Here is a 16,043-nt window from a genome sequence, read left to right as displayed (position 1 = left end):
AGGCACGCCTCCGTATGATGCTTGCCCCAGAGCAATAATCGCGGAGGATGCACATGCCGGATGCGGCCGGACAGGTGTCGCGCGCCCTGCGCGTGGCCCCGCCCGACCAGTTGGTGGAGGCCGCCGACCGGGCGATTCGCGCGGCGCTGGGGGCGTCACGCACCGAGGTGTTCATCGCCGACTACCGGTTCAGCGGGCTCTGGCCGGTGCTGGACCCGGAGGTGCCGGACGCCGGTTTCCTCTCCTGCCACGGCGTGGCTCAGCGCTGCTTCAGCAGCCAGCGGCCGGTGCTGGACGCCGGCGAGGACGGCCGGTGCCGGGCCTACCTGCCGCTGTCGGTGTGGGGCGAACGGCTCGGGGTGCTGCTGGTCGAGCTGCCGGCCCAGCCGGACCCGGCGGCGGTGGAGGCGGCCCGGGACATCGCGGGCGAGCTGGCGGTGGCGCTGCGCGCGGCCGACCGGGAGACCGACCGCTACCGCCGGGCACGGCGTCGGGAGCGGCTGAGCATGGCCGCCGAGATGCAGTGGGACCTGCTGCCCGGACGCAGCGTCGCGCACCACGCGTTCCTGCTGGCCGGCCAGCTCGAACCGGCGTACACGGTCGGCGGTGACCACTTCGACTGGTCGGTCGACGGCGACCGGCTCACCGTCACGGTGCTCAACGGCGCCGGCAACGGCCTGGCGGCCGCGCTGCTCACCGCGGTCACCGTGAATGCGATGCGCAACGCCCGCCGGTCCGGCGGCAGCCTGGTCGAGCAGGCGGAGCTGGCCTCGGACACCATCTTCTACCAGCACCGCGGCAGCCGGCACGTGGCGACGCTCCTGCTCGAGCTGGACACCCGGCGGGGCGTGGTCAAGGCGGTGGACGCCGGTTCGCCGCACGTGCTGCGGCTGCGCGGGGGCACGGTCACCCCGATCGCCCTGGAGCAGCAGCTGCCGCTGGGCATGTTCGCCGAGACCCGGTACGACGTGCAGGAGTTCGCGGTGGAGCCGGGGGACCGGCTGTTCGTGGTCAGCGACGGCGTGTACGCCGCCGAGCCGGGCGGCCAGGAGCCGTACGGGGACCGGGCCATGGCGCGGTCGATGCGGTCCACTCGGCTGCAGCCGGCGACCGAGGCAGTTGGTACGGTGATGCGCGAACTGCACGCGTACCACGTCGACGCGGACCTCCGTGACGACGCGGTCGTCGTCTGCCTGGACTGGCGCGGTTCCGGCCGTGTGGACGACGAGTGCGGGCGGTAACGGACCGGCGGAGCGAACACGAACGGGACGATCGCAGGGGACAGCGGGTGGAGCGACCTCCGAATCTTGCCGCGGCCATCGATGCGGCCGCTGAGGCGCTCGTCGGCGTGCTCGATTCGGCGACCTCCCGGCACAGCGTCAGCGTCTCGCCGACCCAGCTGCGGGTGCTCTCGCTGATCATGGCGCACCCGGAGACCAACGTGAACCGGCTGGCTGAGCTGCTGGACGTGGTGCCGTCGTCGGCCAGCCGGCTCTGCGACCGGCTGGAGGCGGTCGGCCTGGTCCGCCGGGTGGCGGACCCCCGCGACCGGCGCGAGGTCCGGTTGATCCCGACCGCGACGGCGGAGACGCTGTTGCGCGAGCTGAGGGACCGCCGGCACCAGGCCGTGCAGGCGGTCCTCGACCGGATGCCCAACCGGGTGCAGCACGAGCTGTTGCTGGCCCTGGTCGCGTTCAGCCAGGCAGCGGCGGCGATGTCCGCGCCGCAGACCGCCACCGATTCCACCGCCACGGCCCGCACCGCCTAATCGTTCCGGCTGGACCGGCCGGGTCCGCCGGGCGGTCAGTTCCCAACTAGTGTCCTAGGATGCCTTACCGATGGTGCGAGGCCACACACAAACCGAAAGCTGAGCGGCGACGCAAGCTGGGCGCCCGGGCCGCGGGGAAGCGCCCGATATAGTGGCAGCGCAACTCACCGGCCCGCGATCGAACCGATCGTGGGCCGCATCGGGGGAGGTCCCAGCCCGGGATCGCAGAGGGCGCCGGCGGTGACCGGCCGGCAACGCGCACGTTCCTCCGGAGCGGTCGACCACGGTCGGCCGCCGGAACGTGCTGCGGAGGGAGGGTTCGGTGTCGCGTCGCCCGGCTCGCGCGGAGCGTTCGGCTTCCGGCGGTACGACGGCGGTCGTGGGGGACCGCGTCCTCACCCTGCCGAACGTGATCAGTTTCGTCCGCCTGCTCGGCGTGCCGCTCTTCCTGTACCTCTTCCTGGTCGTCCGCGCGGACGTGGCGGCGATCGTGGTGCTCGCCATCGGCGGTACCAGCGACTGGGTGGACGGCTGGATCGCCCGCCGCCTGCACCAGGTCAGCCGGCTGGGAGAGCTGCTCGACCCGCTCGCCGACCGGCTCTACATCCTGGCCACGCTCCTGGCGTTCACCGCGCGGGAGGTGGTGCCGTGGCAGTTCACCGGGGCGCTGCTCGCCCGCGAGCTGCTCCTGCTCGGTTCGCTGGCCGTGCTGCGTCGGTACGGCTACGGCCCGCCGCCGGTGCACTACGTGGGCAAGACCGCCACCTTCCTGCTGCTGGCCGCGTTCCCGATCCTGCTGCTGGCCGCGGCGGCGCCCGGCGTGGCGACCGCCGCCGGCGCGATCGGCTGGGGGCTGGCCTGGTGGGGGTTGGTGCTCTACTGGGTGGCCGGGGCGATGTACGTGGTGCAGGCCGGTCGGCTGGTCCGCGAGATGCGCGCCCGCGCCGGGGGTGCGCCGGCATGAGTTCGACCCCCCGCGAGGGCCGGGACCCCTCGGCCCGGGTGTACGCGCCGGACTTCCTCACCGACCTGTTCCGCAACCCCCTCGACCCCGGGTACGCGGACGCGGCGACCCGTCGCCGGCAGGCCCCGCCGTCCGGCCTGCGCCGCTGGGCGGCCCGCCCGGTGACCGTGGTGGTCGTGGTGGCGATCGGGTTCCTCTTCTCCGTCGCCTACCGGGAGACCATGGCGGAGGAGCCGGGCCGGGCGAAGGCGCGCGCCGGCCTGATCGCCGAGATCAAGCAGCGGGAGAGCGAGACCGACCGGTTGACCGCGCGCGCGGAGCAGTTGCGCGAGGAGGTGAGCCGGCAGCGGGACGCGGCGCTGAGCGGCTCGCAGGCGTCCCGGTTGCGCAACCTGGAGGCCGGCACCGGTCTGGCCCGGGTGCGGGGTGACGGTGTGGTGGTGCGATTGGCCGACGGTGCCGAGGACAAGGACGCGGTGACGGGCGCGGACGCGGGGCCGTCCCGGGTGTTGTACTCCGACCTGCAGAAGGTGGCCAACGCGTTGTGGGCGGCGGGCGCGGAGGCGGTCGCAATCAACGGGCAGCGGTTGACCGCGACGTCGACGATCCGGTCGGCGGGGGAGGCGATCCTCGTCGACTACCGGCCGGTGACGGGCCCGTACGAGGTGGCGGCGATCGGTCCGGGTTCGATGCGGGACCGGTTCGACGACAGCCGGGCGGCGAGCCTGATGCGGGAGGTCGCGCGGAGCACGGGCCTGTCGTTCGGGGTGAAGGAGGCCGAGGACCTCACCCTGCCGGCGGCTCCGCAGCCGCGGCTACGCTACGCCGAGCCCTCGGTCAGTCCGAGCCCGTCGCCGTCGGGTTCGGGTGCCGCGGGTAAGACCAGTCCCGGGCCGTCCGGCTCGGGGACCTCTCCCAGCCCCTCCGGAGGTGGCCGATGATCGCGGTGCTGGCGTTGCTCGCCGGTGTGGTCCTCGGGGTGTACCTCGACCCCACCGTGCCCGCTGCGTTGCAGCCGTACCTGCCGATCGCCGTGGTGGCCGCGCTCGACGCGGTGTTCGGCGGGGTCCGGGCGAAGCTCGACCGGATCTTCGACGACAAGCAGTTCGTGGTGTCGTTCATCTCGAACGTTCTGGTGGCGGGTCTGATCGTGTACCTGGGTGACCAGTTGGGGGTGGGCGGTCAGCTGTCCACCGGTGTGGTGGTCGTGCTCGGGGTGCGCATCTTCGGAAACGTGGCGGCGATCCGCCGGCACCTGTTCCGGGCGTAGGTTGGTGGCGATGAGCGAGGAGCACAGGGAGACCGGGACCGGTTGGCCGGCGGCGGAGCCGACCCGGCCGGCGGGGCCGGCGGGTGAGCCGGATCCGCGGCCGGACGCGCCGGATCCCGATGAGTTGAGTCCGCTGGCGCCGGACGGGCCGGCGGAGCGGGAGGCCGACGCGCCGGCGAGCCCGGAGGCCGAGCCGGCGAGTCCCGAGGCTGAGCCGGAGGCTGCCGCGTCGGCGCCGGCGCCGGTGGCGGAGGGTTCGGGTAGGCGGCGGTTGACGTCGGCGGGGGCGATGATCGGCGTGCTGCTGGCGTTGCTGGGGTTCACCCTGGTGGTGCAGTTGAAGACGACCTCGACGGATCCGACCCTGGCGGCGACCCGGGAGGAGGACCTGGTCCGGATCTCGTCGGATCTGGATTCCCGGGAGCGGCGGCTGCGGCAGGACATCGAGGCGCTGGAGGAGAGCCAGCGGCAGCTGCGCTCGGGTGAGCAGGGTCGGCAGGCGGCGCTGGAGGAGGCGACGCGGCGGGCCGACGAGTTGGGCATTCTGGCGGGTACGTTGCCGGCGGTGGGGCCGGGGCTGTCGGTGCGCTTCGTGGGTGACGGCAAGGCGATCTCGTCGACGCGGATCCTGGACGCGGTGGAGGAGTTGCGGGGCGCGGGCGCGGAGGCGATGCAGATCTCCGGTGCCGACGGGACGGCGGTGCGGATCATCGCGTCGACGTATTTCGTGGACGCCGAGGGCGGTGGCCTGGTGGTGGACGGGCGGCGGTTGAGTGGCCCGTACACGATCCTGGTGATCGGTGATCCGGCGACGATGCGTACGGCGTTGAACATTCCCGGCGGGGTGGTCGCATCGGTCAACGATGCCGGCGGTAGCGTGACCCCCGTGGATCGTGAGGTTGTGGAGGTTTCGCAGCTGCACGCCCCGATCAAGCTGGAACACGCCCGTCCGGTCTCCTGACCGGGCGCGGCCGGCACCGGTTCCCCCCGGTGCACCGATGGATGAAGGACGCAGCTGGTGATTCCTGAGGATCTGCGGTACACCGCCGAGCACGAGTGGGTGGCCGATGGCGACGGTGGCGCCGTCCGGGTCGGCATCACGCACTTCGCGCAGGACGCCCTGGGTGACATCGTGTTCGTCCAGTTGCCGGACGAGGGTGCGGTGGTGGCGGCCGGTGAGCCGCTGGGTGAGATCGAGTCGACGAAGAGCGTGTCGGAGATCTATGCGCCGATCAGCGGTACGGTGGCGGCGCGTAACGAGGCGCTCGGCGACACCCCTGAGGTGATCAACACGGATCCGTACGGTGCGGGGTGGTTGTTGGAGATCACCCCGGATGATCCGGCCGCGGTCGGGGGTCTGCTGACCGCTGGCGCGTACCGCGAGCTCACTGAGAGCTGAGTGTCGTCCCGGGCGGGCGGGGTTGTTCTCTGCGCGTCCGGTTGCCCTGCATTTCGGCGCTGGCTAGGCTCGCCCAGTCGACCGAGAACCCAATAGTTGAGCGTTTGTGGAATGCGCCTTCCCGGGCACGGGGAGCCAGCCGCCGGGTGTGACCGCCCGGCGGCCAGACCCGCCATTACCCGACGCCGACCGAACAGATCCGTGAGGTGGTCCCATGACGCGCCCAGACGACGAGTTCCCCCCACTCGACGTCACTTCGACGCTCAATCTCGGTTCGCTCGACGAAGTGCTGGAGGGTCCGGACACCGATGTGGTGCCGAGCCGGATGTCCGGTTCGTTGCCGCCGGGGATGGCGCTGCTGGTGGTTCGCCGGGGTCCGAACGCGGGCGCCCGGTTCCTGTTGGACCACGATGTGACGACGAGTGGCCGGCACCCGGACAGTGACATCTTCCTGGACGACGTGACGGTGTCGCGGCGGCACGCCGAGTTCCACCGGGACGGTGGCACGTTCACGGTGCGGGACGTGGGCAGCCTGAACGGCACGTACGTGAACCGGGAGCGGGTCGAGGCGGCCACGTTGAGCAATGGTGACGAGGTGCAGATCGGCAAGTTCCGGGTGGTGTTCATCGCCGGTCCGCGCCCGGAGGAGGAGGCCGGCCGGGGGTGAACGAGCCTGCGGCTTCGACGCCGCCCGGGGCGGCCCGGTCCCATCCGCTGATGAGTATCGGTGAGGTGCTGGGGCAGTTGCGGGTGGAGTTCCCGGACGTCACGATCTCGAAGTTGCGGTTCCTGGAGACCGAGGGTCTGGTGGAGCCGCAGCGGACGCCGGCGGGGTATCGGAAGTACAGCTGGGACGATGTGGCGCGGTTGCGGTTCGTGTTGACCGCGCAGCGGGATCAGTATCTGCCGTTGCGGGTGATCCGTGACCAGTTGGCGGAGTTCGACGCGTCGGGTGGCGCGTCGGGTCGGCAGCGGCCGGCGTTGGTGGCGGTCGGTCCCGGTGGTGAGGTGCCGGGACGGGGTGAGCCGGGTCCTGCCGAGTCGTCGGAGGTGCGGCTGGGGCGGGCGGAGCTGATCGCGCGTTCCGGGATCGACGAGTCGACGTTGGCGGAGTTGGAGCGGCTCGGTGTGCTGGTGTCCGATCCGGCGGGTTGGTACGACGCGGATGCTCTGATCATCGCGCGGGCGGTGGCGGGGTTGGCGGCGTACGGGCTGGAGCCGCGGCATCTGCGGGGTTACCGGACGGCGGCGGATCGGGAGGTCGGTCTGTTCGCGCAGTTGGTGGCGCCGTTGGCGCGGCAGAGTGATCCGGCGGCGCGGTCCCGGGCGGCGGAGACGGCGCGTGAGTTGGTGGCGTTGTCGCAGCAGTTGCACGCGGCCCTGGTGCGGGTGGGGTTGCGGTCGTCGTTGGGTCGGTGACGGTGCGGGGCCGGGTGTCGGTGACGCCCGGCCCTTCGCTTGCGTGAGAGCGGAAAGATCTGCCCCGGGAAGCGTGTCGTAGGCTTGCCGGGGTAACCCCTTTCTGGCGAGGCGCGTGGTGCACGTAGCGCATGGGACTCCCGTGTCGCGGTCCGTGTACCGTGCAGGGAAGGGCGCGGTGCGGGCATAGGTGACAACGACACGGAGGCGGCGGTGCGCGAGCTGAGCGTGGTCGGAGTTCGGGTGGAGCTGCCCAGCAACCAGCCGATCGTCCTGCTGCGGGAGGTCGAGGGGGACCGCTATCTGCCGATCTGGATCGGCGCGGTCGAGGCGACGGCGATCGCCTACGAGCAGCAGGGGGTCAAGCCGGCCCGGCCGTTGACGCATGATCTGCTGCGGGACGTGCTGGCGGCGTTGCAGGCGCCGTTGCGGGCGGTGGAGATCACCGAGTTGAAGGAGAACGTCTTCTACGCCGATCTGCTGATCGGCGACGGTGTGCGGGTGTCCGCGCGGCCGAGCGATTCCATCGCGTTGGCGTTGCGGGTCGGGGCTCCGATTCGTTGTGCCGAGCAGGTCCTCAGCGAGGCGGGGATCGTGATCCCGGATGAGCAGGAGGACGAGGTGGAGAAGTTCCGCGAGTTCCTGGAGCAGGTGCGGCCGGAGGACTTCGCGGGCTGAGTCCGCTGCCCGGCCGGGTGTCGGCGGCCGACGATCTGGCGTCACCGTGGGTGACTGGGTGTTGTCGTCGGTGATCTTCCGGGTGCCTGCGCGGCGTGTCGCGTCGGTTCCTCCGTGGTAACTCCTGAGGGCCGCTATAGGGTTGCGGTGTCGAGGGGTGCACGTTCGGAGAAACGGCGTGTCGCCGCACGGGCGGGGAGGTTGTCCGGATGCACGAGCCGCGAGATCCTGATCCGGGTACGCCGCAGCAGTCGGGTGTGGCGTCGCCCGTCCCGGGCACCGAGGGTGATGGTGCGGTGGGCTACCGGGGTGTGACCGCCTGCCACGCGGCGGGTATCAGTTATCGGCAGTTGGACTACTGGGCCCGGACGGGGCTGGTGGTGCCGAGCGTGCGGGACGCGTCGGGTTCGGGGACGTCCCGGTTGTACTCCTTCCGCGACCTGGTGGTGTTGAAGGTCGTGAAGCGGTTGCTGGACGCCGGGGTGTCCCTGCAGAACATTCGGAAGGCGATCGAGGCGTTGCGGTCGCGTGGGGTGGAGGATCTGGCGGGGATCACGCTGATCTCGGACGGGACGACGGTGTACGAGTGCCGGTCGCCGGAGGAGGTGGTCGACCTGTTGCAGGGCGGCCAGGGCGTGTTCGGCATCGCGATCGGCGGGGCGTTCAAGGAGATCCAGGGTTCGCTGTCGCACCTGCCGGCGGAGCCGGTCGGGCAGGAGCCGGCGGCGTCCGCGCCGGAGGCGCCTGAGGCGGCGGGTGCGGCGGAGCCGGTGGGGGACGAGTTGGCGGCGCGTCGGGCGCGGCGCCGGGCGGGTTGAGCCGCCGGGTTGGCTCTTTCGGATCGCGTCGTGGCCGGGGCCCGACGCGATTCCTTTGTTGGTGACGCAGCGTGTCGGGTTGGTCGTGGGCGCGGCTGGAACGGTCCGGTCGGTGGGACTCGTCCGGCGGTGCGTCTGTCGCCGGGCCGGATCGCGTCGGTGGTGATCAGGGGCGAAGCCGGCGTGGTGGTGTGGTTCGCGGGCGGGATTGTCCAGGGTGGAGAGTGTCACGTGGACCGGTCTACGGCTGGTGACCAGCCGTAGACGTCCTGATTGCCGCCCATCCGGACGATGTCGATGCTGTCCGGTCGGCTGTTGTCCGAATTCCGATGGGCCGGTCGTGACCTTATCCGGATGGCGCGCTATGGTCCCACACGGTCGTGCTGGCGCTGACGTCACGGTAACTCCCGCCAGCCGACAGGTTGCCCCTCCGCGCCGATTCGCGCGGCCCTTCACCCTGGAAGGAACGACCGTGACGGTTATCGAAGAAACCGCGCCCTCCCACTACGCGCGCATTGGCGGCGCCAGTTCGGTCAAGGCGGCCGTGGCGCTGTTCTACGACAAGGTGCTCGCCGACCCGGAGCTGGCCGGCTACTTCTCCGACATCGACATGACGGAGCAGCGGCGGCACCTGGCGCTGATGCTGACCGTGGTGCTCGGCGGGCCCAACGAGTACGCCGGCCGTGGGCTGGCCGAGGCGCACCAGCCGCTGGGCATCCCCGTGGCGCACTACGTGAAGGTCGGTGAGCACCTGACCGCGACGCTCACGGAGCTGGGGGTGCCGCAGGACATCATCACCGACGTTCAGGTCGTCCTGGAGAAGGTGCAGGACCAGGTGGTGTCGTCCGGTCACGGGTCGGGCGTCTGAGGGTGGACGCGGCACGGCTGAAGCAGAGCTGGTCCCTGGTCGCCGCGCACGGCGACCAGGTGCCGCTCTACTTCTACTCGACGCTGTTCCTGGCCTACCCGGAGACCCGGCAGATGTTCCCCACGAACATGGCCGGGCAGCGGGATCGACTGGTGACTGCGTTGGGGCACATCGTGTCCCACGTGGACCAGGTCGACGGCCTGGTCGGGTTCCTGAAGGATCTCGGTGCCGACCACCGCAAGTTCGCGGTGCGCGCCGAGCACTACCCGGCGGTCGGCGAGGCGCTGGTGGCGACGCTGCGGCATTTCCTCGGCGAGGCGTGGACCGACGAGCTGGCCCAGGACTGGACGGCCGCGTACGGGCTGGTCTCGCAGGTGATGATCGACGCCGCGCAGGCCGCCGAAGCGGTGAACCCGCCGTGGTGGGTGGCCGAGATCGTCGGGCACGAGCGCCGGACGTTCGACGTGGCGGTGCTGACGTTGCGCCCGCAGTACCTGCTGCCGTTCACGCCGGGCCAGTCGATCGGGGTGTCCCACCCGACGGTGCGGTCGTGGCGGTACTACTCGCCGGCGAACGCGCCACGCGCCGACGGCACCCTGGAGCTGCACGTGCGTGCGGCGCCCGGTGGCGCGGTGTCGTCGCGGCTGGTGTACGGGTGCGCGGTGGGCGATCAGATCCACCTGGCGGCGCCGGTGGGGGATCGGCTGCTGCTGTGGTCGGCGGGCCCGAGTGATCTGCTGCTGCTGGCCGGCGGCACCGGCTGGGCGCCGGTGAAGTCGTTGGTGGAGCAGGTCGCCGCGGAGGGTTCGCGGCGCAAGGTCGACCTGTACGTGGGTGCCCGTTCGCAACACGAGTTCTACGACACGGACGCGATCGACAAGTTGGCGTCGTCGTATCCGTGGTTGACCGTCACCTATGTGGTGGGCATGGATCTGCGCCGGCCGGGCGAGTTCGTGCAGCCGGTGGACCGGGCGTTGGCCGACGGGGACTGGCGTTCCCGGCACGTCTACATCTGCGGTTCCGACGAGATGGTCTCCCATTCGGTGACCACGTTGACGCAGGCCGGCTACCACGCCGGTCAGCTGCACCACGAGGGTTTCGGCAAGCACTGGTACGGGCCGACGTGGCGGACGGCGACCGGCCCTGACGAATCCGGAGGTGTCCGGTGAGCGCAACCCCGATCAGCAGGTACGAGGGAGTTCAGGTCTCCAGTGCCGTGCAGGTCCGGATGACCTCCGACCGGGTGCGTCGGTGGGAGTTCGGCACGGCGTCGTTCACACGGCGCGGCTACGACCAGACGGACGTGGACCGGTTCCGGATGCAGGTGGCCGACGAGCTGGATCTGCTGGCGACGCAGGTCGCGGGCCTGCGGGCGGAGAACGAGCGGCTCAACGACCATTTGGAGCTGCATCGGCACGGGGTGATCCCGAGCACCGACGCGGCGGCGAAGCTGCCCGCGGCGAAGGAGGTCAACCTGCTGTCGGCGGCGCAGCGGGAGGCCGAGCAGATCATCGCCCAGGCGCACGACTACGCCCGGCGGGTCGCCGAGTACGCCCAGCTGCAGTACGAGAGCTACATGCAGGCCGCGGCGGAGGAGGCGAAGCAGGAGGCCGAGCGGGCGGTGGCGCAGTACCGCAGCAGCGCGGGCGGGAACTTCGACGACTCGGTGGCGGCGCGGGAGGCGTTGCGGATCTTCGGCGAGATGATGATCTCGCACATGCAGGCGGCGGCCCGGCACCTGGACGACGGCAGCGAGCAGTTGGCCCGGACGATGGACCGGATCGCCCGGGAGACCGCGGGCGCGGCGTCGGTGGGCGGCGGGCAGCCGCAGGTGGCCCTGCCCCGCCACCAGCGCTGAGCCGGGGTCGGCCCGCCGTTCCGCAACCGGCGGGCCGATCCCCCCAGGCCGACGGGTGGCCGTCGCGGCAGAACGCCGCTGGGTGCGTCGTGGGGGATCCCGCACCGGCGCTGCGCCGGTGCGAGCTACGCCTTCGGGCAGCCGGGGGCGGCGCCCTCGGCGGTGCGCCGCGCGCCGGGATGCGGCCCCGGATCCGTACCCGGGGTCGGGTCAGCGGGCGGTGACCGCCCGGACGGCCTCGCCGATCGGGGTGTCCCCGCCGACGAGTTCCAGGGTCAGCCCGGCGGTGGCGGGTTCGTCGAGCAGGGCGAGCAGCACGTGGGCGACGTCGGCGCGGCTGACCGCGCCGCGTGCGACGTGCCGGGCCAGCGTGATCCGGCCGCCGGGTTCGTCGTCGGTGAGCCGGCCGGGGCGCAGCACGGTGACGTCGAGGTCCCGGCCGGTGACCTCCTCCTCGGCGGCCTTCTTGGCCCGCAGGTACGCCGCCCACACCTCGTCGCTGCCCGGCGCGGGCGGGTTGTCCACGCCCATCGAGGAGACCAGCAGGTAGCGGCGGACCCCGGCGCGGGCGGCGTCGGCGAGCAGCACGGCGGCGGCCCGGTCGACGGTGTCCTTGCGGGCGGCGCCGCTGCCGGGGCCGGCCCCGGCAGCGAAGATCACCGCGTCGGCGCCGGCCAGGTGCCCGGCGAGGGTGTCGACGTCGCTGTGTTCCAGGTCGCAGACGACCGGTTCCGCGCCGGCGGCGCGCAGCACCGCGGCGTGGTCGGGGTTGCGGATCAGGCCGACCGCGTGGTCGCCGCGCCCGGCCAGGTCCCGTTCCAGCAGCTTGGCGATCTTGCCGTGGCCTCCGGCGATGACGACGCGCATGCCCTCAACCTAACGGCCCGGTGGCCGGCGGGTCGTCGTTGCCCGGCCGGTGAGGCAGCATGGACGGGTGACGGAGACGTGGGACGCGTTGGCCCGGCTGGTGGGCGCCGGTGACGTCGTGGTGCTCAGCGGGGCCGGCCTGTCCACCGAGTCGGGGATCCCGGACTACCGGGGCCCCAGCGGGGTGGCGCGCCGGCACACGCCGATGACCTACCAGGCGTTCACCCGCGACCCCGAGGCGCGGCGGCGCTACTGGGCGCGCAGCCACCTCGGATGGCGCACCATCGGCCGGGCGGCGCCGAACGCCGGGCACCGGGCGGTGGCCCGGCTGCAACACGCCGGCCTGGTCACCGACGTGATCACGCAGAACGTCGACGGGCTGCACACCGCCGCCGGCAGCGGCGCGGTGGTGGAGCTGCACGGCCGCCTCGACGAGGTGGTCTGCCTGGACTGCGGCAACCTGACCTCCCGCGAGGAGCTGGACCGGCGGCTGCGGGAGGCCAACCCGGGTTTCGACGCGCAGGTTGCCGCGGTCAACCCCGACGGCGACGTGGAGCTGCCCGACGAGGCGGTGGCCCGGTTCCGCACCGTCGACTGCGGCATCTGCGGCACCGGCATGCTCAAACCGGACGTGGTGTTCTTCGGTGAGACCGTGCCCGCCGCCCGGGTCGCCGACTGTTTCGCCCGGGTGGAGCGGGCGCGGTCGCTGCTGGTGCTCGGCTCGTCGTTGACGGTGATGTCGGGCCGGCGGTTCGTGATCCGGGCGGCGAAGCTCGGCATCCCGGTGGTGATCGCCAACCAGGGCCCCACCCGCGGGGACGGGTACGCGGCGTTGACCGTCGACGCGCCGCTGGGGCGGCTGCTGCCCGCGCTGGCCGACCGGCTGGGGGCCGCCCCGGCCGGTGACGCCGGTCGGGGCGCGGTGCCGGCGGCGGTGGCCCCCGCCACCGTCTGACCCCTCCTCAGGCTCGGCGGCGGGGGCACGACATCCGCCGGGAACGCGCTGGTAGCGTTGACCATGCCGGTACCACCCACGCGGGAGAGACCGCCCCAGCAGCACCGGGGCGGCGCCGAAGGGGCAGATTCCTCCCCGGAACCTCTCAGGCAAAAGGACCTCGTGGGCAGGCGCTGTGGAGCGCTTCGCGCGTGACTCAGGGGGAGGCCGACCTGTCGACCTCGCCCCGCAGGAGCGCACACGATGAGCGCAGAGCAGTTCGCCGACCGTCACATCGGCCCCGACCCGGACGACGAACGCCGGATGCTGGAGACCGTCGGCTACGGCTCGGTCGACGAGCTGATGGACGCGGCGATCCCCGAGGTGATCCGCTGGCACGGCACCCTCGACCTGCCCGCCCCGGCCGGCGAGCGGGAGGCGCTCGCCGAGCTGCGCGCCCTGGCCGCCCGCAACACCGTCGCCGTGTCGATGATCGGGCTGGGCTACCACGGCACCCACACCCCGGCGGTGATCCGCCGCAACGTGCTGGAGAACCCGGCCTGGTACACCGCGTACACGCCGTACCAGCCGGAGATCAGCCAGGGCCGGCTGGAGGCGCTGCTGAACTTCCAGACCATGGTCACCGACCTGACCGGGCTGGCCACCGCGAACGCCTCCATGCTCGACGAGGGCACCGCCGCGGCCGAGGCGATGACCCTCGCCCGCCGCGCGTCGAAGAGCAGGAGCCCGGTGTACGTCGTGGACGCCGACGCGCTGCCGCAGACCATCGCGGTGATCGCCAGCCGGGCCGAGCCGCTCGGCATCGACGTGCGGGTGCTCGACCTTGGCGCCGAGGAGCTGCCGGGCGAGTTCTTCGGCCTGCACCTGCAGTACCCGGGGGCGTCCGGGGCAGTGCGGGACCACACCGCCCTGGTCGAGGCCGCGCACGCGGTAGGGGCGCTGGTCACCGTGGCGGCGGACCTGCTGGCGTTGACGCTGCTGCGCCCGCCGGGGGAGATCGGCGCCGACATCGCCGCCGGCACGAGCCAGCGGTTCGGCGTACCGATGGGCTTCGGTGGGCCGCACGCCGGCTACCTGGCGGTGCGGGCGGGCCTGGAGCGGATGCTGCCCGGCCGGCTGGTCGGGGTGTCCCGCGACGCGGACGGCAACCCGGCGTACCGGCTGGCGTTGCAGACCCGCGAGCAGCACATCCGCCGGGAGAAGGCGACCAGCAACATCTGCACCGCGCAGGTGCTCCTGGCGGTGATGGCCGGCATGTACGCCGTCTACCACGGCCCGGACGGGCTGCGCGCGATCGCCCGGCGTACCCACGACATGGCGGCGCGGCTCGCGGCGGGGCTGCGCGCCGGCGGCGTCGAGGTCACGGACGTCGCGTTCTTCGACACCGTCACCGCGGTGGTGCCGGGCCGGGCGGCCGAGGTGGTCGCGGCGGCCGCCGAGCGGAACGTGAACCTGCGGCTGGTCGACGCCGACCGGGTGGGTGTCTCCTGCGACGAGACCACCACCGGGGCGCACCTGCGGTCGGTGTGGGCGGCGTTCGGGGTGGACGGGGTCGACGGCGACGTGGACGCCACGCTGCCCGTGGCGCTGGCGCGCACCTCGGACTTCCTCACCCACCCGGTGTTCCGCACCCACCACTCGGAGACGGCGATGCTGCGCTACCTGCGGCGGCTGTCGGACTTCGACTACGCCCTGGACCGGGGCATGATCCCGCTCGGGTCGTGCACGATGAAGCTCAACGCCACCACCGAGATGGAGGCGATCACCTGGCCGGAGTTCGCGCACCTGCACCCGTTCGCCCCGGACGCGCAGACGGCCGGCTACCGGGAGCTGATCGGGCAGTTGGAGGCGTGGCTGGCGGAGGTGACCGGCTACGACGCGGTCAGCGTGCAGCCCAACGCCGGGTCGCAGGGTGAGCTGGCCGGGCTGCTGGCCATCCGGGCGTACCACCGGGACCGGGGCGCGGGGCACCGCGACGTGTGCCTGATCCCGTCGTCGGCGCACGGCACCAACGCGGCGTCGGCGGTGATGGCCGGCATGCGGGTGGTCGTGGTGGCCTGCGACGCCGACGGCAACGTCGACCTGGTCGACCTCGACGCGAAGATCGACAAGCACCGGGACGCCCTCGCGGCGATCATGGTGACGTACCCGTCGACGCACGGCGTGTACGAGACGGGCATCGCGTCGCTGTGCGCGAAGGTCCACGACGCCGGCGGTCAGGTGTACGTCGACGGGGCGAACCTCAACGCCCTGGTCGGGTTCGCCAAGCCCGGCAAGTTCGGCGCGGACGTGTCGCACCTGAACCTGCACAAGACGTTCTGCATCCCGCACGGCGGCGGCGGCCCGGGCGTCGGCCCGGTGGCGGTGCGCGCGCACCTGGCGCCGTTCCTGCCCGGCGACCCGCTCGGCGCGCACGTCGACGGCAAGCCGGCCATCTCGGCGGCGAGGTACGGGTCGGCGGGGATCCTGCCGATCCCGTGGGCGTACCTGCGGATGATGGGCGCCGAGGGGCTCACCCGGGCGACCGGGGTGGCGGTCCTGGCGGCGAACTACGTGGCGGCGCGGCTGCGTAACCACTTCCCGGTGCTGTACGCCGGCAACAAGGGCCTGGTGGCGCACGAGTGCATCCTCGACCTGCGGCCGCTGACCAAGGCGACCGGGGTCAGCGTCGACGACGTGGCCAAGCGGCTCATCGACTACGGCTTCCACGCCCCGACGATGTCGTTCCCCGTGGCGGGCACGTTGATGGTGGAGCCGACCGAGAGCGAGGACCTGGCCGAGCTGGACCGGTTCTGCGACGCGATGATCGCCATCCGGGCGGAGATCGACAAGGTGGGCTCGGGGGAGTGGCCGGCCGGGGACAACCCCCTGGCCAACGCGCCGCACACCGCGGCGATGGTCTCCGGGGACGAGTGGCCGCACCCGTACCCGCGGTCGGTGGGCGCGTACCCGGGGACGGTGGACCGGATGGCGAAGTACTGGCCGCCGGTGCGCCGGATCGACGGCGCGTACGGCGACCGGAACCTGGTCTGCTCGTGCCCGTCGCCGGAGGCGTTCGAAAGCTGAGCCGGGCTGCGCCGGGGCGGTCGTCGTGCCGCCCCGGCCGGCGCGCCGACCTGGGCAGGGCCGTCCCCCGACGGGGGACTAGCCTGGGTCGGCGGAAACGCTCGGTTACCGAG

17 protein-coding genes and 1 riboswitch are annotated in these 16,043 nt (G+C 72.5%); of the genes, 16 read left to right on the top strand and 1 reads right to left on the bottom strand.

Features of this window, described 5'->3' with window-relative positions:
* Positions 1–53 precede the first annotated feature (53 nt).
* From DKT69_RS34105 to DKT69_RS34040, 14 genes are all read left to right on the top strand, one after another.
* Positions 54–1,241: a PP2C family protein-serine/threonine phosphatase gene (locus tag DKT69_RS34105; protein WP_109805512.1), complete on the top strand. Its 1,188-nt coding sequence runs from the start codon at positions 54–56 to the stop codon at positions 1,239–1,241.
* Between the two features lie 47 nt (positions 1,242–1,288).
* A complete protein-coding gene (locus DKT69_RS34100) occupies positions 1,289–1,768 on the top strand; it encodes a MarR family winged helix-turn-helix transcriptional regulator (RefSeq protein ID WP_109805511.1) in 480 nt (159 codons plus the stop codon).
* Between the two features lie 322 nt (positions 1,769–2,090).
* Positions 2,091–2,732 (top strand): cardiolipin synthase ClsA, encoded by a 642-nt coding sequence (clsA, locus tag DKT69_RS34095; RefSeq protein ID WP_109805510.1) that lies wholly within the window; start codon positions 2,091–2,093, stop codon positions 2,730–2,732.
* Positions 2,729–3,673: a DUF881 domain-containing protein gene (locus DKT69_RS34090; protein WP_109805509.1), complete on the top strand. Its 945-nt coding sequence runs from the start codon at positions 2,729–2,731 to the stop codon at positions 3,671–3,673. Before clsA ends, DKT69_RS34090 begins: the two co-directional genes overlap by 4 nt.
* Complete coding sequence (locus DKT69_RS34085; RefSeq protein ID WP_007071104.1) at positions 3,670–4,002, top strand: small basic family protein; 333 nt, start codon at positions 3,670–3,672, stop codon at positions 4,000–4,002. The genes DKT69_RS34090 and DKT69_RS34085 overlap by 4 nt, the downstream gene beginning before the upstream one ends.
* 10 nt (positions 4,003–4,012) lie before the next feature.
* Entirely contained in the window at positions 4,013–4,963 is a 951-nt protein-coding gene (locus DKT69_RS34080) for a DUF881 domain-containing protein (protein WP_109805518.1), read from the top strand.
* A gap of 57 nt (positions 4,964–5,020) precedes the next feature.
* Positions 5,021–5,401, top strand: a complete 381-nt coding sequence (gene gcvH, locus DKT69_RS34075; protein ID WP_109805508.1) for a glycine cleavage system protein GcvH — start codon at positions 5,021–5,023, stop codon at positions 5,399–5,401.
* A gap of 214 nt (positions 5,402–5,615) precedes the next feature.
* On the top strand, positions 5,616–6,068 hold the full coding sequence (gene odhI / locus DKT69_RS34070; protein ID WP_007071101.1) for an oxoglutarate dehydrogenase inhibitor Odhl: 453 nt from the start codon (positions 5,616–5,618) through the stop codon (positions 6,066–6,068).
* Between the two features lie 50 nt (positions 6,069–6,118).
* On the top strand, positions 6,119–6,820 hold the full coding sequence (ftsR, locus tag DKT69_RS34065; RefSeq protein ID WP_201749999.1) for a transcriptional regulator FtsR: 702 nt from the start codon (positions 6,119–6,121) through the stop codon (positions 6,818–6,820).
* Between the two features lie 213 nt (positions 6,821–7,033).
* Positions 7,034–7,498 (top strand): bifunctional nuclease family protein, encoded by a 465-nt coding sequence (locus tag DKT69_RS34060; RefSeq protein WP_073833177.1) that lies wholly within the window; start codon positions 7,034–7,036, stop codon positions 7,496–7,498.
* Positions 7,499–7,707: 209 nt separating this feature from the next.
* A complete protein-coding gene (locus DKT69_RS34055) occupies positions 7,708–8,316 on the top strand; it encodes a MerR family transcriptional regulator (protein ID WP_109805506.1) in 609 nt (202 codons plus the stop codon).
* 472 nt (positions 8,317–8,788) lie between these two features.
* Complete coding sequence (locus DKT69_RS34050) at positions 8,789–9,184, top strand: group I truncated hemoglobin (RefSeq protein WP_109805505.1); 396 nt, start codon at positions 8,789–8,791, stop codon at positions 9,182–9,184.
* Between the two features lie 2 nt (positions 9,185–9,186).
* Positions 9,187–10,353, top strand: coding sequence for a globin domain-containing protein (locus DKT69_RS34045; protein ID WP_109805504.1), 1,167 nt, complete (start codon positions 9,187–9,189; stop codon positions 10,351–10,353).
* A complete protein-coding gene (locus DKT69_RS34040) occupies positions 10,350–11,042 on the top strand; it encodes a DivIVA domain-containing protein (protein ID WP_109805503.1) in 693 nt (230 codons plus the stop codon). Before DKT69_RS34045 ends, DKT69_RS34040 begins: the two co-directional genes overlap by 4 nt.
* Before the next feature lie 210 nt (positions 11,043–11,252).
* Here the strand turns inward: DKT69_RS34040 and DKT69_RS34035 are convergent, their stop codons facing one another.
* Positions 11,253–11,909, bottom strand: coding sequence for an NAD(P)H-binding protein (locus tag DKT69_RS34035; RefSeq protein WP_109805502.1), 657 nt, complete (start codon positions 11,907–11,909; stop codon positions 11,253–11,255).
* A gap of 67 nt (positions 11,910–11,976) precedes the next feature.
* Between DKT69_RS34035 and DKT69_RS34030 the strand changes: the two genes are divergently transcribed.
* Positions 11,977–12,864, top strand: coding sequence for an NAD-dependent protein deacetylase (locus tag DKT69_RS34030; protein ID WP_109805501.1), 888 nt, complete (start codon positions 11,977–11,979; stop codon positions 12,862–12,864).
* Between the two features lie 71 nt (positions 12,865–12,935).
* A riboswitch (glycine riboswitch) is annotated at positions 12,936–13,035 on the top strand.
* 72 nt (positions 13,036–13,107) lie between these two features.
* Positions 13,108–15,930 (top strand): aminomethyl-transferring glycine dehydrogenase, encoded by a 2,823-nt coding sequence (gene gcvP, locus DKT69_RS34025; protein ID WP_109805500.1) that lies wholly within the window; start codon positions 13,108–13,110, stop codon positions 15,928–15,930.
* Positions 15,931–16,043 lie beyond the last annotated feature (113 nt).

This window comes from Micromonospora sicca (assembly GCF_003172935.1).
Taxonomy (GTDB): Bacteria; Actinomycetota; Actinomycetes; order Mycobacteriales; family Micromonosporaceae; genus Micromonospora; species Micromonospora sicca.
The sequence above is the reverse complement of the archived record's forward strand: the minus strand, read 5'-3'. Positions and strand labels throughout refer to the sequence as shown.